At 66.5% G+C, this 20,239-nt stretch carries 13 protein-coding genes; 6 read left to right on the forward strand and 7 right to left on the reverse strand.

All coding sequences use genetic code 11. The features are described from left to right. The first annotated feature begins 6 nt into the window (after positions 1-6). The 4 genes from HD883_RS22100 (at position 7) to HD883_RS22115 (ending at position 5,862) form a co-directional block, all read left to right on the forward strand. Positions 7-1,926: a hydantoinase B/oxoprolinase family protein gene (locus HD883_RS22100; protein ID WP_179589138.1), complete on the forward strand. Its 1,920-nt coding sequence runs from the start codon at positions 7-9 to the stop codon at positions 1,924-1,926. A 170-nt stretch (positions 1,927-2,096) separates the two neighbouring features. Further along, on the forward strand, positions 2,097-3,095 hold the full coding sequence (locus HD883_RS22105) for a porin (RefSeq protein WP_179589139.1): 999 nt from the start codon (positions 2,097-2,099) through the stop codon (positions 3,093-3,095). A gap of 158 nt (positions 3,096-3,253) precedes the next feature. Continuing rightward, positions 3,254-4,378 (forward strand): Bug family tripartite tricarboxylate transporter substrate binding protein, encoded by a 1,125-nt coding sequence (locus HD883_RS22110; protein ID WP_179589140.1) that lies wholly within the window; start codon positions 3,254-3,256, stop codon positions 4,376-4,378. A gap of 269 nt (positions 4,379-4,647) precedes the next feature. After that, positions 4,648-5,862 (forward strand): serine hydrolase domain-containing protein, encoded by a 1,215-nt coding sequence (locus HD883_RS22115; protein ID WP_179589141.1) that lies wholly within the window; start codon positions 4,648-4,650, stop codon positions 5,860-5,862. Here the strand turns inward: HD883_RS22115 and HD883_RS22120 are convergent. The 5 genes from HD883_RS22120 to nirB all read right to left on the reverse strand — a co-directional run bounded on the left by HD883_RS22120 (position 5,844) and on the right by nirB (position 14,160). Further along, positions 5,844-6,974, reverse strand: coding sequence for a hypothetical protein (locus HD883_RS22120; RefSeq protein ID WP_179589142.1), 1,131 nt, complete (start codon positions 6,972-6,974; stop codon positions 5,844-5,846). The two genes, HD883_RS22115 and HD883_RS22120, sit on opposite strands and share 19 nt — an antisense overlap. Before the next feature lie 101 nt (positions 6,975-7,075). After that, positions 7,076-9,967, reverse strand: a complete 2,892-nt coding sequence (locus tag HD883_RS22125; protein ID WP_179589767.1) for a molybdopterin-dependent oxidoreductase — start codon at positions 9,965-9,967, stop codon at positions 7,076-7,078. 49 nt (positions 9,968-10,016) lie between these two features. Next, complete coding sequence (locus tag HD883_RS22130; protein WP_179589143.1) at positions 10,017-11,255, reverse strand: NAD(P)/FAD-dependent oxidoreductase; 1,239 nt, start codon at positions 11,253-11,255, stop codon at positions 10,017-10,019. Next, positions 11,252-11,605 carry a nitrite reductase small subunit NirD gene (gene nirD, locus HD883_RS22135; protein WP_179589144.1) on the reverse strand — a complete coding sequence of 118 codons (354 nt, stop codon included), beginning with the start codon at positions 11,603-11,605 and terminating at the stop codon, positions 11,252-11,254. Before nirD ends, HD883_RS22130 begins: the two co-directional genes overlap by 4 nt. Next, on the reverse strand, positions 11,605-14,160 hold the full coding sequence (gene nirB, locus HD883_RS22140) for a nitrite reductase large subunit NirB (RefSeq protein ID WP_179589769.1): 2,556 nt from the start codon (positions 14,158-14,160) through the stop codon (positions 11,605-11,607). The genes nirD and nirB overlap by 1 nt, the downstream gene beginning before the upstream one ends. Positions 14,161-14,768: 608 nt before the next feature. On the opposite strand from nirB, the gene HD883_RS22145 reads away from it, so the two are divergent. Together HD883_RS22145 and HD883_RS22150 are read left to right on the forward strand one after the other, a co-directional pair. Beyond that, on the forward strand, positions 14,769-15,185 hold the full coding sequence (locus HD883_RS22145) for a MarR family winged helix-turn-helix transcriptional regulator (protein WP_179589145.1): 417 nt from the start codon (positions 14,769-14,771) through the stop codon (positions 15,183-15,185). Beyond that, positions 15,185-17,467 carry an FUSC family protein gene (locus HD883_RS22150; RefSeq protein ID WP_179589146.1) on the forward strand — a complete coding sequence of 761 codons (2,283 nt, stop codon included), beginning with the start codon at positions 15,185-15,187 and terminating at the stop codon, positions 17,465-17,467. Before HD883_RS22145 ends, HD883_RS22150 begins: the two co-directional genes overlap by 1 nt. Positions 17,468-17,803: 336 nt before the next feature. Here HD883_RS22150 and HD883_RS22155 read toward each other — a convergent pair whose 3' ends face one another. Together HD883_RS22155 and HD883_RS22160 are read right to left on the reverse strand one after the other, a co-directional pair. Further along, a complete protein-coding gene (locus HD883_RS22155) occupies positions 17,804-18,598 on the reverse strand; it encodes an ABC transporter ATP-binding protein (protein ID WP_179589147.1) in 795 nt (264 codons plus the stop codon). A 105-nt stretch (positions 18,599-18,703) separates the two neighbouring features. Next, positions 18,704-19,714 (reverse strand): ABC transporter permease, encoded by a 1,011-nt coding sequence (locus HD883_RS22160; RefSeq protein ID WP_257022594.1) that lies wholly within the window; start codon positions 19,712-19,714, stop codon positions 18,704-18,706. Positions 19,715-20,239: the final 525 nt, after the last annotated feature.

Raw genomic sequence — 20,239 nt, forward strand, 5'->3', positions numbered from 1 at the left:
ATGATCATGACGTCTGTTGTTCCTGCCCGGTCCACGACCGCCGCGACCTTGGTTGTGAACCCCGCTGACTCCGCCGCCAGCCCCGCGCCGGCCGCGGACGGCTTGCGGCTGGCGCTGTTGTCGAACCGCTTCGAAGGCATCGCCCGCAAGATGTCGAACACGCTGATGCGTTCATCGCGGTCCGGCGTCATCAACATCGCGCGCGACTTTTCGTGCTGCATCGTGACGGCCGACGACCACCTGCTGGCCGCCGCCGAAAGCCTGCCCATCCACGTGCTGTCGGGTCCCGACCTGATGGCCCAGGCCATGCGCACCTTTCATCCGGACTTGAAGCGGGGCGATGCCTTCCTGCACAACTCGCCCTACCACGGGTGCTCGCACGCCGCGGACCACACCATCCTGGTCCCGGTGATCGATGACGACGGTCGGCATCGCTACACGGTGGTCGCCAAGGCGCACCAGGCCGACTGCGGCAATTCGCAGCCCACCACCTATATGGGCATGGCCAGGGATGTGTATGAAGAGGGCGCGCTGATCTTTCCGGCGGTCAAGGTGCAGCAGGACTATCGCGACATCGACGACGTGCTGCGCATGTGCCGGATGCGGATCCGCGTACCCGATCAGTGGCAGGGAGATTACCTGGCCATGGTCGGCGCGGCACGGATTGGCGAACGCGAATTGCAGGCGCTGGGCCGCGAGTTGGGATGGGATTTTCTGGCGGCGTATGCCGACGAATATTTCGACTACAGCGAAGCCCGCATGGCGGCCGCGCTGGCCGCGATCCCGTCGGGGCGCATGTCGGAAACGAGCGTGCACGATGCGTTGCCGGGGATGTCGGGTGACGGCATTCCAATCCGCGTCGATATCCATGTGGATGCCGCAGCCGGCCGGGTCGAAATCGATCTGCGCCACAACCCTGATTGCATGCCCAACGGACTGAACCTGTCCGAAGCCTGCGCACGCACGGCGGCCATGCTGGGTGTGTTCAACAGCATCGACCACAGTGTGCCCAAGAACGCGGGCAGCTTCCGGCGGCTGGACGTGGTGCTGCGCGACAACTGCATTGCGGGGCGTCCGCTGCATCCCACGTCGTGCTCGGCCGCGACCACCAACATTGCCGACCGGGTGGCCAACGCCGTGCAAAGCGCCATGGCCGGGCTGGCCGATGGCATTGGCCTGGCCGAATGCGGCGGCGTGATCCCGGCATCGGGCGGGGTGGTGTCGGGCGTGCATCCGGTCACGGGCCGGCCGTTCGTCAACCAGGTGATCCTGGGCGTGTCGGGCGGCGCGGGTGCCCCCTCGGCCGACGCCTGGCAACTGATCGGCCATGTCGGCAACGCCGGCAAGATGTTCATCGACAGTATCGAACTGGACGAGTTGCGGCAGCCGCTGCTGGTGCATCAGCGCCGCTATGTGCCCGACAGCGAAGGCGCGGGCCGGCAGGTGGGCGCGTCCAGCATCTACGTGGAATTCGGACCGGTGGGCGAAGCGTCCATGGATGTGGCCTACGGCTGCGATGGCGTCGTGCATGGGCCCAAGGGCGTGCGCGGCGGCCATGCAGGTGCGACGGCGCAGCATGCCGTGCGGCGCGCGGATGGTCAGGTGCTTGCGCTGGAAGCCTGGGGACAGGTGGCGCTGGCGCCGGGTGACCGCGTGCTGGTGGCGTCGTGCGGCGGTGGCGGGTACGGCGGGCCTGGTGAGCGCGATCCGCAGACGGTGGCGCGCGATGTGGCCGAACGGCGCATCAGCGTGGCCCGGGCGAGGGCGGTGTACCGCGTGGCCTTGCTGGCAGATGGCCGTGTGGATGAGGGCGAGACGCGCGCGCTGCGGGATGCGCGCGATCCCCAGGCGGTGCATGACGTGCGCGGCGTGCGTGAGCCGGATGACGTACGCGGCCCTGAGCGGTTGCGCGACAACGATATCTGAACGGGGCGTGGCCGGCAGCGTTGCGATCCGCGGCGCTCTGTCACGACCCGCAGTCCGGTCCGGCGCCCGAGGTTGCCGGGGCATGTTCCCCCGTTTTTCCACCCACAGGAAATATCGTGAACCTATCGTGTCGCAAGCTCTTACGTCGTCACCGGCGCGTCCGGCAAGTCATGTTGACCGCAGCGGTTGCCTCTGCCTGCGGCAGCGCCGGTGCGCAGTCCGCCGTGTCGGTATCCGGCGCGGTTGACGCCGGCATCGCCTACGTCAAGACCGACAGCACCTCGCAAATGCAATTGGCCACCGGCAGCATCGCGGCCAGCAGCCTGGTGTTCCAGGGCACCGAAAACCTGGGCCGGGGCTACAACGCCTTCTTCCTGCTGCGCACCCTGTTCTTTACCGACACGGGCGAAGTCAGCGCGAACCGCCTGTACGGGTCGGAATCCAAGGTCGGCCTGTCGGGCCCGCAAGGCCGCATCGAAGCCGGCCGCCTGTTCAACCCGACCCACCAGGCGCTCGTCTTCAAATCGCCGTCGCAGTCCAACTTTGCCGGCGCGTTCAACATGGCGATCGGCGGCTACCAGCCCTACTGGAACGACTCGGTGCGCTACACCACGCCAAACCTGTATGGCGCGACCTTTGCCGTGCAGCACAGCTTTGGCGACACAGGTGTCTCGGGCAACAACAATGCGGCCGGCACCGCGTACGCCATCAACTACGACCTGGGCAACCTGTCGCTGTCGGGCATCTACGAAACGGTATCGACCGTGGCCTTGCCGGCCGTCAACTACCGCGCCAAACGCAGCACCGTCATGGGGGTGTATGACTTCGGCTTCATGAAAGCCCATGCCGGGTTCTTCAACGAAAACCATGGCGGCTTTGGCGCGCCGTTGGAGTTCAACCTGTCGATCCTGGGCGTGAGCAAGGTGGTCACAGGCGCGCTGCGGGTGACCGCCGAATACGGTCACAAGGACTTCAAGAATTCGGCGAACCAGGCAAATTATGTGGGTCTGGCGGCGTTCTATTCGCTGTCCAAACGCACCACCCTGTATTCGGAAATCAATCTGATCAACAACGGGGGCGCGGCGCAGCAGGGCGTCTACCGGGGTATCGTGCCGCGACCTGGTGAAAACACCTCGGGGTATATGGTCGGCATGCGGCATACGTTCTAAGGGGATCGTGCGTTGCGGTCCTGCGGCGATTGCAGGGTTGCCGCCGGGGTGGCGGCACGATGCCGTGTCTGTTTTTGGGTTTGTGTTTGTGTTTGTGTTGTCGCCCGTTGACGGGTGTCCGTTTTTTTGTGCTGTTCCCAGCCTAGCGAGTCCGCCTCATGATTTCGAATCGACGTGCCCTGATCCGTACCGCCTGTGTCTGGCTGGCCGCCGTAGCCTTCAGCCCATGGGGCGTGCAGGCGCAGTCCCCGGCGGCGTCGGGGTCGGCAGGTAGTTCGGCAGGGACGGCCGCGGGCGCGACGGCTGCGGGCTCGGCCGGGGCGGGCTCGGCGGGTGCGGGCTCGGCTGCGGTCGGGGCAGGTCCTGCCGGATCTTCAACCGGGTCCTGGCCGACGCGCCACGTGCGCATCATTGCGCCATTCGCCGCAGGCGGCACGGCCGACGTCTACGCCCGCCTGCTGGCGATGCACCTGCAGACGGCGCTGGCGCAACCGGTTGTCGTCGACAACCGCCCGGGCGGCAACTTCGGTATCGGCACGGAAGCGGCCGCCCGGTCCGCGCCCGATGGCTACACCTTCGTCATGATCACCAGCTCCCATTCGCTGATCGAAGCCTTTGGCGCGAACCGCCAGAAATACCAGCTGATGCGCGACCTGGTCCCGGTCGGCACCCTGACCTCCGCGCAAAGCGTGCTGGTCGTGCATCCTTCGGTTCCGGCCCAGACGCTTGGAGAGTTCGTGACCTTGCTGCGCGCCAAGCCCGATCAGCTCAGCTACGCGTCCACCGGCACCGGCGGCATGCTGCATGTCGCGGGCGAGCTGTTCAAATCCATGACAAAGACGCGTATGGTCCACGTGCCGTACAAAGTGGGCAGCACGGCGCGAGTGGACTTGCTGGAAGGCCGTGTCCAGGCCATGTTCGACACCATCGGCGGGGCGGCTCCCTTTGTGCGCAGCGGCAAGTTGCGCGCGCTGGGCGTGACCGGCTCGCACCGGTCGCCCGCGCTGCCGGATGTGCCCCCGATTGCCGACGCAGGCGTGCCTGGGTACGACGTGCAAGTGGTGATCGGCATCATGGCGCCCACTGGCACGCCACCTGCCATCATCGACCGGGTAAATCGCGAAATGGCGGCAATGGTGGCCCTGCCTGAAGTGCGCGAAACGTTCACCAAGACCGACGGCGACCCGCTGGTCATGTCGCCTGCCGATTACGGCAAGCTGCTGAATGCGGAAATCGCGAAGTGGACGTCGGTGATCGACACGGCGCAGATCAAGATGGAATGAGGGGTCCGCGCGTCGAGCCTGCGCCTCGCGTGGGCAACGGGCGCCTGGTCGTCGTAGCAGGTTGTCGTAGCAAGGCGGTGCGGCAGGTTGATGCCGCTGGTTGATGCCGCATGTTGATGCCGCAGGTCGGTGCCACAGGTTGATGCCGCAGGTCGGTGGCGAAGTCGCGAGTGGCCGGCACGGCACCGCAACGTCGACCCGTAGAGACGCCGCGTCGCCGTCTGCACACGGTGCAAGAATGCAGTTCCAACGTTGTTCAAGGAAGAGTCATGTCGGTTCCCGCTTCATCGTCCGAGCCATTGCCTGCGGGATCCGCACCCGTGACCTCGCCAGTCGCGGGTGGCAGACCTGCCGCAACGCCTTCGTCCATTCCGCTGTCCGGCGAGTGCGATGCGCGCTTCGGCAAGGTCCGCGACGTCCTGGCCCGCAACATGGCCGCCGGGGACGAAGTCGGCTGCGCGGTGGCGGTCACCGTGGACGGACACCCGGTCGTCGACCTGTGGGCGGGCTATCAAGACGCCGCGCGCACCGTGCCGTGGGAAGCGCACACCATCACCGACATGAAGTCGGTCGGCAAATCCATTTTTGCGCTGAGTGTGTTGCGGCTGGTCGGCCAGGGCGTCATCGACCTGGATGCCCCGGTGGCCCGCTACTGGCCTGACTTTGCGCAAGGCGGAAAAGCGGAATTGCCGGTGCGGCTGTTGCTCGGTCACCTGGCGGGCCTGCCGTATGCCGACGCGGCGCCGGTGGGGTCGCTCTACACCCCCGGCGTGCTGTCCGCCGCGCTGGCCGCGCAGACGCCGGAATGGCCGCCCGGCACGCAGCACTGTTATCACTCCTTCACCTTTCCGCCGCTGTGCGCGGAACTGGTGCGGCACGCCAGCGGCCGCAGCGCGCACGACTACCACCTGGATGAGATCGCGACCCCGCTTGGCGCCGAATACTGGCTGGGCCTGGACGATGCCCAACAGCCACTGTGCGCCCACTACATCGAAACGCCCGGCACCCCCAGCCTGGAAGGCATGAAACGCGTGACGACGTCGCCGCTGTATCGCGCATGGCGTCCGTTGCCGCGCGACGAAGACTACAACTCGGTGGCCTGGCGGCGGTATGCCGGCCATGGCAACGCCCGGGGCATGGCGCGCATCTACGCGGCGCTGGCGATGGGCGGCACGATCGACGGTTATGAAGTCCTGTCCGCCGATGTGCTGCGGGAAGCCACCGCCGCCACCTGGCAAGGCCAGGACTTCATGACCAAGCGCCCGTTCAGCATGGGCCTGGGCTTCATGTTGCCGGGACCGTCGTTCGCGATCGGCCAGGGCGCGCGCAATTTCGGGCACCCGGGCATGGGCGGCGCCATTGCGTTCGCCGACCCCGACCGCCGCATGAGCTTTGCCTATTCGCCCAACCGCATGTCGCCGGTGTCGGATATCGGGCCCTGGGCCACGGCGCTGATCGAGGCGGTTTACGCCTGCGTGGATTGAGGCGCGGCAGGGGGGGTGGATAGGGTGTCGGCAAGGACGGTGAGCACCCCATCCGCAGGCGCGACGGTAAACTCGGCGTCAGCTGACGCGACGGTGAGCAGGGCGTCGGCAGAGGCTACGGTGAACACCGCGTCCAGCGCCGGTGCGTCGATGGCGTTGTCCAACCACCGGTTCAGGGTGTCGAGCGGCGCGGTGGACAGGCGGGCGTTGAACCCCGGCGGAAGAGCGCCAAAGCGGCGGGTGAGCAGGCGATGCAGAATGGCCGCCTGATTGCGGCGGATGGCGTCGCGCTCCAGCTCGCGGCCAAGTTCGAGCCCGAGTTCGCGGCCTTGCTCCAAGCCCTTGGCCAGGCCACGGGCTTCGCCCAGCCGTTCAAACGTCGTGACGAATGGCATTTTCATTTCCTCTTCGATGGCCAGCCCGGCCTGCTGGAAGCGATCCTCGAGAACCGGTGGCAAAGTGATCATCCAGTCGATCAAACGGATCAGCGCGCGAATATCGTCGCGCGCGTAACCGCTGCGGTACAGCAGGCGCAGCAGCCGGATCTTGCCGTCAAGGCGATGTTCCGCGTCGTGATCGTGCAGCGCCTGCAATTGCGCCATCACGATGACCGCGAAGGGATTGGTGGCGGCCAGGGCGACAAGGTCGGGCAGGCGCGTACGCCAGTGGCCCAGCGCAACCACCGGGAACGTGAATTCGGTGATGCAGGCGAGGCCTTCGTCACGGTAGCGCATCCATTCCGGGCCGGCGTCATGACCTGTCAGAACTGCCAGGCTGTCAACGACCGGGCCGCCGCGGGTGTCTTTCAGCAGCGCGTTGTAGCGATACATGCGCGCCGGGAAGCGGGCGTCGGCGCGGCCCTGGATTTCTATGTGGATCAGGACGCGGCGCATGCCGTAGCGGTACGTGGTGACCTCGACCAGCTTGTCGACATAGCTGCGGCCGGCGTCGCCATCGCGGACGCGCCGCTGCAGTTCCTTGTCGAGAAAGACGTGCGGCTTGCTCCAGTCGATCAGCGTGGCGATCGACGGCCACAACAGCGTCATGAAGTCGCGGAAGTAGGCCGCCAGCGCGTCTTTCCAAGGGCTGTCGTAGTCGGTGGCGGGCGGCATCGGGGGCTCCGGGGGGCAAACCCAAAGCCTACGTGGCCAGCCGCCGGAATGGGCAGGCGCAGGTGGGCCGATGTCCTAGGATATCGGCAGCCACCCCCCCTTCAAGCCGCCGCGTCGATCCGCGTTTCGTGGATCAGCTTCTTGATCTCCGGCACGCACGACCCGCAGTTGCCGCCGGCCTTCACGCACGCCGTGACTTGCGCGGGAGTGGTGAGCCCGCCTTCCACGATTGCGTTGCGCAGCGTGGTGCGTCCCACGCCAAAACACGAGCAGACGATGGGCCCGACATCCGCGCCGGCGATCATGGGCTGGCCTGCGAGCAGACCGATGCGGTCGATGTCGGCCAGCACGTCCTGGTCGAACAAGGTGGCGAGCCATGCGCGCGACGGCAGCGACGGGCGAGGCGACAGGAACACGCAGGCTTCGATTCTGTCGTCGACCACATAGGCCGCGCGGTAGACGCCGCCTGCCTGGTCCCGATAGTCCAGCCAGTCCGCGTCGGGATCGGTCGCGCCAAACAGGGCGCGCGCCCAGGCGCGGGGGTCGTCCAGCGCCGTGCGGCCGGCCAGTTCCAGCCGGGTGAATTGCTTGCCCTGGATGCGCGTCCAGTGCGCGGCGCTGTCGGGGGCGACGGCCTGGCGGCTCAGCACGAAGCCGTACCAGGCCACCGGAAAATCTTCGATGCGGACGGGCGTGTGCTTGAATTCCGGCTCGCCCGACACGGGGTCGACCACGGGATTGACGACGGCGCCGACGCGCGCGTCGGACGCGAACTGGTCGTTCCAGTGGATGGGCACGAAGACGCTGCCGCGCGTCATGCCGCCGCCATGCTGTACGCGCGCCACCATGGCGCCCCAACGGCTTTCGATGCGCGCCAGGCCGCCTTCGCGCACGCCGTAGCGCAAGGCGTCTTGCGGATGGATGTCGATGAAGGCTTCGGCAATGTGGCTGGCCAGGGTGGCCGACTTGCCGGTGCGTGTCATGGTGTGCCACTGGTCGCGTACGCGGCCGGTGTTCAAGCTCAGCGGGAAGTCGTCGTCGACGGCGTGCCGCGGCGCGCGCGGCGGCGTGGGCACGAAGCGCGCTCGGCCATCGGGAAAGGAGAAGACGTGGTCAGCCAAGATGCGCGGCGCGTCGGCCGAAGCCGCAGCCACCGCCGCATCCAACACCGCACCCGACACCGCATCTGACACGCCTTCTGGCTTCCGGCTCGACGCTGCCACCCATGCCGCGGTCACCGGCCATTGCACCGGCGCCAGCCCGTCAAACTGCGCGGCATCCATGCCCCTCAGGCCGCTCACATCCAGCACGCGCCGCACGCGCTGCGGATCGTCGCCTTCATTCCGGTAACCCGTCAGCCGGACGTGCTCATCAAAGATGGCATGCGGTCCGGCAAAGTCGAAACCGTCGTAGCCCATCCGCGTGGCCACGTCGCACAGCACCTGCCAGTCGGCACGGGCTTCGCCGGGGGCGGGCAGGAACGCCCGCTGGCGCGAGATGCGGCGTTCGGAACTGGTGACGGTGCCGTCCTTTTCACCCCAGCCCAGCGCGGGCAGCAACACGTCGGCGAAGGCGCTGGTATCGGTCTGGGCCATGATGTCCGACACGATCACCAGTTCGCATGCGGCCAGCGCACGCTTGACCTGATCGGCATCGGGCAGGCTGACCACCGGATTGGTCGCGATGATCCACACGGCCTTGACCGTGCCTGCTTCGATCGCATGGAACAGATCGACGGCCTTCAGTCCCGGCCGGCTGGCGATGGCGGGCGACGACCAGAAGGTCTGCACCAGGTCGCGGTGGTCGGCCTTGTCCAGGTCCAGGTGGGCCGCCAGCATGTTGGCCAGGCCGCCGACTTCGCGCCCGCCCATGGCGTTGGGCTGGCCGGTAATGGAAAACGGTCCCGCGCCCGGCCGGCCGATGCGGCCCGTCGCCAGGTGGCAGTTGATGATGGCATTGACCTTGTCGGTCCCGGCGGACGATTGGTTCACGCCTTGCGAAAACGCGGTGATCGTCCGGTCGGTGTCGGCAAACATCCGGTAGAACTGCAGCAGCACATCCAGATCGATCTCGCACACGCGGGCAACCTCGGCCGGGTCCGCACAGTCCACGTCGGCGGCGGCGACGGTCGCGTCCCAGCCCGAGGTGTGCGCGCCGACAAACGCCGCATCGACCGCATCGGATCGCGTCAGGTAACTGAGCAGGCCGTTGAACAGCCAGACGTCGGTGCCGGCCTTGATCGGCAGATGCAGGTCGGCCAGCTCGCACGTGGCCGTGCGGCGCGGGTCGATCACGACCAGCCGTGCGGATGGCCGTGCCTCCCGCATCCTGGCGATCCGCTGGAACAGGATGGGATGGCACCACGCCGTGTTCGAGCCAACCAGCACGATCAGGTCGGCCCGTTCCAGATCGGCATAGGACACCGGCACCAGGTCTTCGCCAAACGCACGTTTGTGCCCCGCCACCGCCGACGACATGCACAGGCGCGAGTTGGTATCGATATTGGCCGACCCGACATAGCCCTTCATCAATTTGTTGGCGACGTAATAGTCTTCGGTCAGCAACTGGCCCGAGACGTACAGGGCCACGGCATCGGGCCCATGCGTGTCGATGATGCGGCGCAGGCCGCTGGCCGCCGTATCCAGCGCGGTGTCCCACGACACGCGTTGCAGGCCATCTTCGGTCCGCTGCAGCGGATGCAGCAGCCTGCCTTCCAGGCCCACCGTTTCCCCCAATGCGGAACCCTTCACGCACAGGCGGCCGAAGTTGGACGGGTGCGCCGGGTCGCCCGCCACGGTCACCTTGCCATCCGATGCCACGCTGGCCTGCACGCCGCAGCCCACGCCGCAGTAGGGGCAGGTGGTGGACGTGACGGCGGGGGGGGTGGACGACGACGCACGCGCCGGATCGGAAGACAACAACGATGGTGCCAGCGAGGAGGCAGACGCCGCGGTTGCAGAAGGCGCGGACGCAGAACGACCGGTTGCAGACATGGCAGACACGGGAAAGATGGGAACGACGTTCACGATGGATTCCAGTCGATCAGGCGGCAAGCGCCTCGCAAAAGGCCTTGCCGAACAGCAGACGGTCGCGCAGGGACGCCACGTCGGTGCGCTGCTGGATGAGGTCGAAGTACCACGGGCCATCGGCCACGTCGCCATACAGCACAGCTCCGACCAGCACGTTGCCGTCCAGGACCAGCCGTTTGTAGACGCCGCGCCGCGCATCGCGCAGCACCAGATCCGTGGTGCCCGCCGCGCCGATAATGTCGCCGGCCGAATACAGATCGACCCCGGTCACCTTCAGCTTCGTGGCCGTTGCCTGCTGCACATAGCGCCGGTGTCCGGCGCCCGCCAGGTGGGCCGCGCACACACGCGCCTGTTCCCAGATCGGCGCAACCAGGCCAAAGGTGGCCGAACGATGCTGCACGCATTCGCCCACGGCATACACACGCGGATCGAAGGTCTGCAGCGTGTCGTCGACCACGATGGCGCGTTCGCAGAAGAGGCCGGCGTTCGCAGCCAGTTCCATATTCGGGCGCACGCCGGCAGTCATCACCACCAGGTCGGCCGGCACCGTGCTGCCATCCTTGAAGCGCACGCCTTCCACGCGCGTGGTGCCAAGGATGGCTTCGGTATGGGCGGCCAGCAGAAAACGCAGCCCGCGGCGCTCCAGCGCGCCCTTCAGCAACGCGGCCGCGGGCGCATCCAGTTGCCGGTTCATCAAGGCATCGGCCACATGCACCACCGTGACCGACATGCCCTGGCGCATCAGGCCATTGGCGGCTTCCAGGCCGAGCAGGCCGCCGCCAATTACGACCGCATGGCGGTGATCGCGCGCCGCGGCCAGCATCGTGTCCACATCCTGGATGTCGCGAAACGCAATCACGCCTTCCAGGTTGTGACCGGGCACCGGCAGGATCACCGGCTTGGAACCGGTTGCGATCAACAACCGGTCGTAATGCACGTCAACGCCCGCCGCCGACCGCACCTGCCGCCGCGCGCGATCGATCGACACGACCGGATCGCCTGCATGCAGCGTGATGTGATGCCGCGCATACCATTCGCGCGGATTGAGCATGATGTCATCCAGCTGCTTTTCGCCCGACAGCAGCGGTGACAGCAGGATGCGGTTGTAATTGCCGTGCGGTTCCGCGCCGAACACCGTGATGTCGTAGCGGTCGGGCGCGAGCTTGAACAGCTCTTCGATCGTGCGGATGCCGGCCATGCCGTTGCCGATCACGACCAGCGACGGACGACGCGTCGGGGCGGCCGCAATCATGCGCCGATCCAGACCTGTCCGTCGCGCACGTCGACCGGCCAGGCCGACACCGAATGCTCCGGCGCTTCCAGGCATTCGCCCGTGTTCAGGTCGAAGTGCTGCTTGTAGATCGGCGACGCCACGACGATGCGGTCGCCCAGGTTGCCGACCAGCCCGCGCGACAGCACGGCGGCCTTCGAATTCGGATCATAGTTGTCGATTGCAAAGACTTTGTCGTTTAGCCTGGCCACCCGGAAGATGGCGACTTGCCGGCCCGCGACCAGGGCGCATACGCCCGTGTCGGGCACGATGTCGGTCAGGGCGCAGACAGGCGTCCAGTGCAGGGGCAGGGTGTCGAGTTGGGCGGACATCAGACAAGCTCCTTGACGGCTTCGGTCACCACGGGGATATCGATCAGGCGGACAGGGGGCCGTTCAGACGGCGTGGCAGGGCGGATCTGGCCGCGCTCTTCCACGAACATGACGGTCGAATCGGCCTGGTCGCTGTTCACGAAATGGCGGAAGCGGCGGCGGGTTTCCGGGTCGGTCACGGCACGCTTCCATTCGCATTCGTAGGCGTCGACCACGCGCTGCATGTCGGCTTCCAGTTCGTTGGCAATGCCCAGCGAATCGTCCAGCACGACCCGTTTCAGGTAGTCCAGGCCGCCTTCCAGGTTGTCGCGCCAGGTGCTGGTGCGTTGCAGCCGGTCGGCCGTGCGCACGTAGAACATCAGGAAGCGGTCGATCATGCGGATCAGGGTGTCGCGGTCCAGGTCAATGGCCAGCAATTCGGCGTGGCGCGGCTTCATGCCGCCGTTGCCGCACACGTACAGGTTCCAGCCCTTTTCGGTCGCGATGATGCCCACGTCCTTGCTCTGCGCTTCGGCGCATTCGCGGGTGCAGCCCGACACGCCAAACTTGATCTTGTGGGGTGACCGCAGGCCCTTGTAGCGATTTTCGAGCTGGATCGCCATGCCGACGCTGTCGTCCACGCCATACCGGCACCACGTCGATCCCACGCACGACTTCACGGTGCGCAGCGACTTGCCGTACGCGTGACCGGTTTCGAAGCCGGCAGCGATCAGCTCTTCCCAGATCAGCGGCAGCTGTTCGACGCGCGCGCCAAACAGGTCCACGCGCTGACCGCCGGTGATCTTGGTGTACAGGCCGTATTTCTTGGCGACCTGGCCCACGGCGATCAGGCCATCGGGCGTGACCTCGCCACCCGTCATGCGGGGCACGACGGAATACGTGCCGTCTTTCTGGATGTTCCCCAGGAAGTAGTCGTTGCTGTCCTGCAGCGATGCGTGTTCCTTCTTCAGCACGAAGTCGTTCCAGCACGAGGCCAGGATGCTGCTGGCGGTAGGTTTGCAGATGTCGCAGCCCAGGCCCTTGCCGTGCTTGTCGAGCAGGTCGGCAAAGGTGTGGATCTCGCCCACGCGCACCAGGTGGAACAGTTCCTGGCGCGAATACGGAAAGTGTTCGCAGAGATGGTTGTTGACGGCCATGCCCTGCTTTTTCATTTCCGCCTTCATCACCTGGGTGACGAGCGGCACGCAACCGCCGCAGGTCGTGCCCGCCTGCGTGCAGGACTTGAGCGCGCCGATGGTCACCGCGCCGTCGGCCACGGCCTGGCACAGCTGGCCTTTGGAGACGTCATTGCAGGAACAGATCTGCGCGGTATCGGGCAGGGCGTCGACCCCCAGGCCCGGACGCGCCGCGCCATCGCTTTGCGGCAGGATCAGAAATTCCGGGGACGCCGGCAGTTCGATGCGGTTCAACATCATCTGCAGCAGCGTGCCGTACTCGGTTGCGTCGCCGATCATCACGCCGCCCAGCAGATACTTGCCACAGTCCGACACCACCAGCTTCTTGTAGACCTGCTTGCGTTCGTCCGTGTACTGATAGGAACGGCAGCCCGGTGACGTGGCGTGCGGGTCGCCCAGGCTGGCGACATCCACGCCCATCAGCTTCAATTTGGTGCTCATGTCGGCGCCGGTAAAGGCGGCCGTCTGGCCTCGCAGTTGCGCGGCCACGGTGCGGGCCATGTCGTAGCCTGGCGCCACCAGGCCAAAGATCTTGCCTTCCCACAAGGCGCATTCGCCAATCGCAAAGATGTCGGGATCCGACGTGACGCAGGCGTTGTCGATCACGATGCCGCCGCGCGCACCGACCGTCAGGCCACTGTGGCGCGCCAGGTCATCCCGCGGGCGGATGCCGGCCGAGAACACGATCATGTCGGTGTCCAGATGCGTGCCGTCCGCAAACTCCAGACGATGCGTGCCGCTTTCGCCATCCACGATCCGCAACGTGTTCTTTTGTGTGTGCACGGTCACGCCCAATGCTTCGATCTTGCTGCGCAGCACGCGGCCGCCGGCTTCATCGATCTGCACGGCCATCAGGCGTGGCGCGAATTCGACCACATGCGTCTGCAAGCCCAGGTCGCACAAGGCCTTCGCGCACTCCAGTCCCAGCAGCCCGCCGCCGATCACCACGCCCGTACGCGACCGCGCGCCGCATTCCTGCATCGCTTCCAGGTCCTCGATCGTGCGGTAGACAAAACAGTCCTTGCGGTCATGGCCCGGCACCGGCGGCACGAAAGGCACCGACCCGGTCGCCATCACCAGCTTGTCGTAATGCAGCGTCTCGCCGGTCGACACCGTCACGGTCTTGTGCGCGGCGTCGATGGCGGTGGCGCGCGCGTTCAGGCGCAGCAGCATGTTGCCGCGATCAAAGAAGCCGGCCTTGACCAGGGACAGGTCCTCCGCGGTGCGCCCGGAAAAGAATTCGGACAGATGCACGCGGTCGTAGGCGGCCCGGGGCTCTTCGCACAGCACGGTGACGTCAAGGCGATCGTCGCCTGCGTCGGCCAGCGACTCGAGCAGCTTGTGGCCCACCATGCCGTGGCCGATGACGATCAGTTTCATGGTGTCGCGCTCCTGGGGCAGTGCTGCCGGATGGTCCGGCGTGGATTGGGCAAGCGGTGTCGAACGTGTCATATCGGATCCGTGAAAAACAAACGGCGTCCCGTGAGGAGGTCATAGACCACTTCAGGGGACGCCGTTGTCCGCAGCACCCGTTGGCCGGGCGCTCGATAAATTGGGACGAATCTTCGTTGACTCGCGAAGTCATCGATGCAAAGACTGTGCCAATGAGGGAAGTCCTTTTGAATCAATGGCTTGGGTGATTCGACGGCGGCGGATCGCACCATGATGATTCGGCGGACGCGGCCGGGGCGGTGCGTGGGCACAACGCTGGTGCGGCAGAATATTGGTGATATACAAATAGATGGTATATCATCTAAATCATGAACTCTGCACTTTCCAAAGCTTCGAAAAGCCCGATGGCGTCGCGTGGTGCGGTCACGGCGGATGCTGCTTCTGCCGACGCGGCCTCTGTTAAGGCCGCATCCGTTGACGCGGCAACCGTTGTCGCGGCAACCGCTGCCAACGCATCTGCTGCCCCCGCATCTGGCGCCCCCACATCTGCCGCCATACCCGACGTCGGTTCCCAGCGCGAACAGTTCGGCCGGCGCATGTCGGCGCTTGCGCGCCACTGGCGGCGGGCGATCGACCATGAACTGGCGTCGCTCAACCTGACCGACGCCACGTGGCGCCCGCTGATCCATCTGCATCTGGTCGATCACCCGATCCGGCAGAAAGACCTGGCGGCCCGCCTGGGCCTGGACGGGTCGAGCGTGGTGCGCCTGCTGGATATCCTGTGTGCCGACGGCCTGGCCGAACGCACCGATGACCCCGCCGACCGCCGCGCCAAACTGCTGCACCTGACCGACGCCGGCCATGCGCTGGCCCGGCGCGTCCACGTGCGCATCCAGGAATTCGAACAGGACCTGCTGCGCGATATCGACGACAGCGACATCGCGCGATTCAGCGCGGTCTTCGATCGGCTCGAGATGGACCTGGAACCCGAGCGCAACAAGGGAGCGGCTTGATGACGCCAGTGTTTGAAAGTGCCAGGAAGGCGCTGATCGACGGCTTCGACCGCCAGCGCGTCCGCGCCACCTTGCGTACGGCCTTGGCCGCGCTGGTGGCGCTGGTGCTGGCCAACGCGCTTGGCATCGACAGCCCCGGCTGGGCCGCCATGACCGTGTTCCTGGTCAGCCAGCCCACGCGCGGCCTGCTCAAGGCCCGCAGCTTCTACCGCGTGGCCGGCACGGTCGTTGGCGCATTCGTGGGGGCAGGGATGATCGTGGTGACCGGCGGGTCGCCGCTGTTGCTGGTGCTGTCGCTGGCGGCGTGGCTGGGCCTGTGCTGCTGGGTCGGCAATCTGGCGCGGCCCCTGCAGGCCTATGGTTTCATGCTGTCCGGCTACACCGCAGGCATCGTCGCCTTGCTCTCGCTCAGCCACCACGGCAGCGTCGCGCATCTGGCGTTCGACCGGGTCGAAGGCGTGCTGCTGGGCGCGCTGGTGGCCGTGCTTGCCAATGGCCTGTTGACGCCGAAGTCGGGCACGCTGGCCCGCCTCGACAGCGTGCCGGCCATGGTCAGCGCGACCCTAGGCTGGGCGGCACGCATCATTGCCGACGGCCCTACGCCTGCACTGATTGCCGAAGAACAGGCGCGCGTGCGCCAGATGGCCGACATGGAATTCGGCCTGGACGAAGCTGCTTTCGGTTCGCTGCGCAAGCGCCGCCGCATGGTGCAGGTGCGCCGTGTCTTCTCGGCGCTGTTGGCATTGGCTACCGCGACCCGGGCCGTGGTCGGCCACCTGGAACGCCTGGAAGGCGACGCCGCGCTGCGCACCTGGCGCGACGATCTGGATCGCGGACTGCGTGCCGTGCAGGCGGCGTTGGACGCCGGGCAACCGGCTGCGGATGCCATCGCCCCGCTGCGCCGCCTGGTGGCGACCGCGCCGGCCAATAGTCGGCTGGCCGTGGCATTGGCGGACCTGGTGACGGCGCTGGATGCGATGCTGCAGGATGTGGCTTGGCGGGAGGTAGCGTTGCGAGACGGGGCAGGGCAATACGTGTCGGTGCCGGACGGATCACTGCACAGTGCGTCACTGCAAACGGCGTCACTGAAGAACGCTGTACCGCAGGACGCCCGAGCGCAGAACGCACCGCAGCCGGAGGCTTCGCGGCTTGCGCCGCGCAACGACGACAGTTTTACGTTGCACCCCCATCGCGATTGGGTCGGCGCACGCCAGGCGGCGTTCCGGACCGTGCTGGCCATCCTGCTTGTCGGCGGTGCGTGGGTCGCCACGGGCTGGCACTACGGCCCCTACATGGTGCTCGGCACCGCCGTATTTCTGCCACTGTTCTCGACCATGGAAACGCCCAGCGCGCTGATGCGCAACGTGGCCCTGGGATCGATTGCGGGGGTCAGCATGGCGGTGCTGTTTACCTGGCTTGTGCTGCCTTATGTCCATAGCGAGGTTGCCCTGCTCGCGGCCGTGGGCGCGGTGCTGGCCATCGGCGCGCTCGCGCTGGCGCATCGCACCACCGTGCCGTACGCGCTCGACTACTGCATGGGCTTCTTGCTGGTCCTGCATCCGTCGTGGCCTATGCACACTACGCTGGACGACACCGTCGGCGGCGCGCAGGCCATGACACTCGGCCTGACCGCGGCGTGGCTCGCCTTCCGCTACATCGTGCCAGTGGATCCGGCGCAGCGCCTGCGCGTGCTGGTGCGCCACATCGTTGGTGACATCGAAGGCATGGCCCGATCGCGCACCCGTCTGCCCGAATGGAAATGGCGCGCGCGCATGCACCATCGCATCCTGCGGCTGGTTGCACGCACCAACGATGCGCAATCGAGCCAGGTGGTCGGCGACGGCATGGCGGCCCTGCAGGTCGGCCATGCCGTGCTGCGCCTGCAGTCCCTGTTGCGGGCCGACGACACGCCTTTTGATGTGCGTACGTCGGTGCGAGGCGCCATCCACGCCCTGGCCCGCGTGTCCCATCACCCGAACAACGCTGCAGCGGCCTTGCAGGAGGCCGCGCGTCAGATCCTGGCGGCAGCGACGTTAGCTAGCGGTGCGTCGGTGCGCAATGTTGCCGGCGTGCCTGATGCGGGCGCGCGGCGCGGTATGCCGTGCGTGCCTGGCGCCGACGTGCTGCGCGACGGCAAAGTGCGGCGTGACGCGGACTGGATACACGACGCGGAACTATGTCGCGATGCAGCCAGCAGCCTGATGGCGCATCGCACCTTCTTTGCGCTGGCCGCGCAGGCGACGCGGGATGAAGCTGGACTGGGTGATCGGGTCAGCGCGTAGGCCGTGCCTGCGGCGGCTTAGCCGGACATCAGACATCGAATCGAAGCGCACTGTGTGGAGTGCCCAGTCGTTGAGAGATGTCCGCAGGTGTGTCGCTTGGCGCATCGGGCGCACGGGCTTCCAAATGGCCCGGGTTCCGTCACAAGCGCACTGTGTGGAGTGCCCAGTCGTTGAGAGATGTCCGCAGGTATGTCGCTTGGCGCATCGGACGCAGGTGCTTCCAAATGGCCCGGGTTCCGTCACGCTTGGTCAGCCTGAAATCGGTCGCCACCCACTTGACGACCTCACGACTCGACGACCTGAAGACCTGAAGACCTGAAGACCTGCCGACGCAGCCTACGCCGCCTGCGAGTGCCCGGCCCCGGCCAGCGATTCGCCCAGCTCGTCCAGCAGCAGCCGTTTGATCGCGACGAATTCCGGGATGGTCCGATCCCGCGACAATCCGCGCGGCACAGGCACGATGCGCTGAATGCGCCCGGGGCGCGGCGACATCACCACCACCCGGTCCGACAGAAAGATCGCCTCTTCCACATCGTGCGTCACCAGCACCATCGGCACTTGCTGCTCTTGCCAGACCCGCCGCAACTCGGTCTGCATGTTCAGCCGATTGAAGGCATCCAGCGCCCCAAACGGTTCGTCCAGCAACAGCAGCTTGGGGCGTGCGGTCAGGGCGCGCGCGATTGCCACCCGCTGCGCCATGCCGCCCGACAGCTGGAACGGGAACGCGTCTTCAAAGCCTTGCAGACCCACCAGGTCGATCCGCGACTGGATACGCTCGGCCTTCTCGACCTTGCTGAGAGGCGCTTCCTGAATTGCCAGCCCGACGTTCTGCCGGACCGACAGCCACGGGAACAAGCGGTGTTCCTGGAACACGATGCCGCGTTCCAGGCTCGGGCCGATGATGGCCTGCCCGTCGAATGTAATGGCGCCCGTGAACGCCTTGTCGAGCCCGGCCACCAGCCGCAGCAGCGTCGACTTGCCGCAGCCGCTATGGCCGATGATGCTGACGAATTCGCCAGGCGCGACGGACAAGGACACCCGGTCAAGCGCCAGCGTGCTTCCGTGCGCAGAGGGGTAGGTCTTGCTGACGTCACGCAAGACCAGGGCGTCAGGGGATTGGGTTGCGGTCATCAAGCTCTCGTGAATGAAAAAATGCGGGTGGTACGCGATCGTGCTGTTGGTGGCACGGGCGCGCATCGTGCCAGGAGCGCGCGTCATGCCATGGCGACACGACGCTCACACCGTGGCGACGCGCTTCCAGCGGCTGGCGCGGCGTTCCAGGGATCCGATCACGCCGTACTCCAGCACCGCCATCACCGCGGCGAACGCCAGTGTCCAGGCCAGCACGGCCGCCACGTTTTGCGAACTGAACTCGCTATTCAACTGGTAGCCCACGCCGCTCGACAGCCCGAACACTTCGACCAGCACGATCACCTTCCACGCCAGCGACAGCCCCAGCCGTGTGCCACTCAGCAGAAAGGGCACCAGGGTCGGAAACCATAGCAATCGCAAGCGCGCCAGCCGCGACAGCTGAAACACACTGGCCATCTCGACCAGATCCGCATTGACCGACCGGATGCCCTGGGCCACGCTCAACGTCAGCGCGGGGGCAATGCCCAATGCAACGGCCAGCGTCGAACTGATCAGCGACATGCCGAACCAGATGATGCACAACAGCGCCCACACCAGACCGGGCACGGTCAGGCCGATCAGAATGGCCGGCTCCAGGAACTGCTGCAGCTTGCGGCTGCGCCCCATGCCGATGCCGGCGATCAAGGCCACCGCAAACGCCAGCACAAAGCCCAGCGCCACCCGTTGCAGGGTGACCACCATCTGCGACACGAAACTGCCGTCGCTCAGTATCACGCCCAGGGCTTGCCCGACTTCTTCGACGCCCGGGATCAGCGGGTTGTGCAACGCGCGCGCCATGCCTTCCCAGCCGATGGCCAGAAGCACAAGAAAGGCGGCCGGCATGGCGATCGCCCACAGGGTAGGTGCAGAGCGGGAGGGTGATCGTTCGGGCGCCGACGATGCGTGGGATGCCGTTGCCGTAGGTGACAGCGCTGGGGCCACGGGGACCAGTGCGGCGGGGGCCAGTGCGGCAGCCGGGGATCCCTGCGCCAGCAGACCGGATGACGAGGTCGCCTGCAGGCTGGTCTGCACATTGACTGGCGGGTGGGCGAGCACACCCTGCGGGTGCGCAGGCGCGTGGGTCGGCCGGCCTATGAGTGCGGCGTTGGCGCTCATGTCAGAACTGTCCGCGCAAAGTGATGGGTGCGCTGTGGGATGAGCGATCGGCTGCACGATGGGGTGCGCGATCGGGTGCACGCTGGGATGCGCGGTCTGGTGCACGGTCGGGTGCACGGAAAGCGGCGGAGATCGGAGAAAACAAAGAAGGCACGACAGGGACTCCGGGTCAATCACGGGACGACCCATGATAGGCGTCGCGTCCCTGCGCGATAACGCACGATTCGGCGCATGCATATACGAAAACCGCGTAAGCAGTACCGAATCGACAGGCTGCCTGGCAGGGCATTGACCTGAAAGCGGCCAACGTGGCGTTGGCTCGAACGCAAGCCAGGCGGCTTGGATTCGCATGCTGCCGTGACCGTAACGGTGACCCAGGCCTCGACGCGTGGCCGTGCCCTCTACCGCGCCCGCGACACGTGGCCGTAACTGTGAGGCGTGGCCATGACGCGCGACCGTGACGCCTGGCCGTAACTGTGACCGTGGCCATAACTGTGACCGTGGCCGTGACTGTGACACGTGGCC

Origin of the sequence: Pigmentiphaga litoralis (assembly GCF_013408655.1) — a bacterium.
GTDB classification, from domain to species: domain Bacteria; phylum Pseudomonadota; class Gammaproteobacteria; order Burkholderiales; family Burkholderiaceae_B; genus Pigmentiphaga; species Pigmentiphaga litoralis_A.

What these genes read in the sequence shown, in the direction of transcription:
- HD883_RS22160 (WP_257022594.1), bottom strand. Translation starts at nt 19,714, where the DNA reads ATGAGCGCCAACGCCGCACTCATAGGCCGGCCGACCCACGCGCCTGCG.
- nirB (WP_179589769.1), bottom strand. Translation starts at nt 14,160, where the DNA reads ATGAAACTGATCGTCATCGGCCACGGCATGGTGGGCCACAAGCTGCTC.
- HD883_RS22150 (WP_179589146.1), top strand. Translation starts at nt 15,185, where the DNA reads ATGACGCCAGTGTTTGAAAGTGCCAGGAAGGCGCTGATCGACGGCTTC.
- HD883_RS22130 (WP_179589143.1), bottom strand. Translation starts at nt 11,255, where the DNA reads ATGATTGCGGCCGCCCCGACGCGTCGTCCGTCGCTGGTCGTGATCGGC.
- HD883_RS22155 (WP_179589147.1), bottom strand. Translation starts at nt 18,598, where the DNA reads ATGACCGCAACCCAATCCCCTGACGCCCTGGTCTTGCGTGACGTCAGC.
- HD883_RS22145 (WP_179589145.1), top strand. Translation starts at nt 14,769, where the DNA reads ATGTCGGCGCTTGCGCGCCACTGGCGGCGGGCGATCGACCATGAACTG.
- HD883_RS22105 (WP_179589139.1), top strand. Translation starts at nt 2,097, where the DNA reads ATGTTGACCGCAGCGGTTGCCTCTGCCTGCGGCAGCGCCGGTGCGCAG.
- nirD (WP_179589144.1), bottom strand. Translation starts at nt 11,605, where the DNA reads ATGTCCGCCCAACTCGACACCCTGCCCCTGCACTGGACGCCTGTCTGC.
- HD883_RS22125 (WP_179589767.1), bottom strand. Translation starts at nt 9,967, where the DNA reads ATGTCTGCAACCGGTCGTTCTGCGTCCGCGCCTTCTGCAACCGCGGCG.
- HD883_RS22120 (WP_179589142.1), bottom strand. Translation starts at nt 6,974, where the DNA reads ATGCCGCCCGCCACCGACTACGACAGCCCTTGGAAAGACGCGCTGGCG.
- HD883_RS22110 (WP_179589140.1), top strand. Translation starts at nt 3,254, where the DNA reads ATGATTTCGAATCGACGTGCCCTGATCCGTACCGCCTGTGTCTGGCTG.
- HD883_RS22100 (WP_179589138.1), top strand. Translation starts at nt 7, where the DNA reads ATGACGTCTGTTGTTCCTGCCCGGTCCACGACCGCCGCGACCTTGGTT.
- HD883_RS22115 (WP_179589141.1), top strand. Translation starts at nt 4,648, where the DNA reads ATGTCGGTTCCCGCTTCATCGTCCGAGCCATTGCCTGCGGGATCCGCA.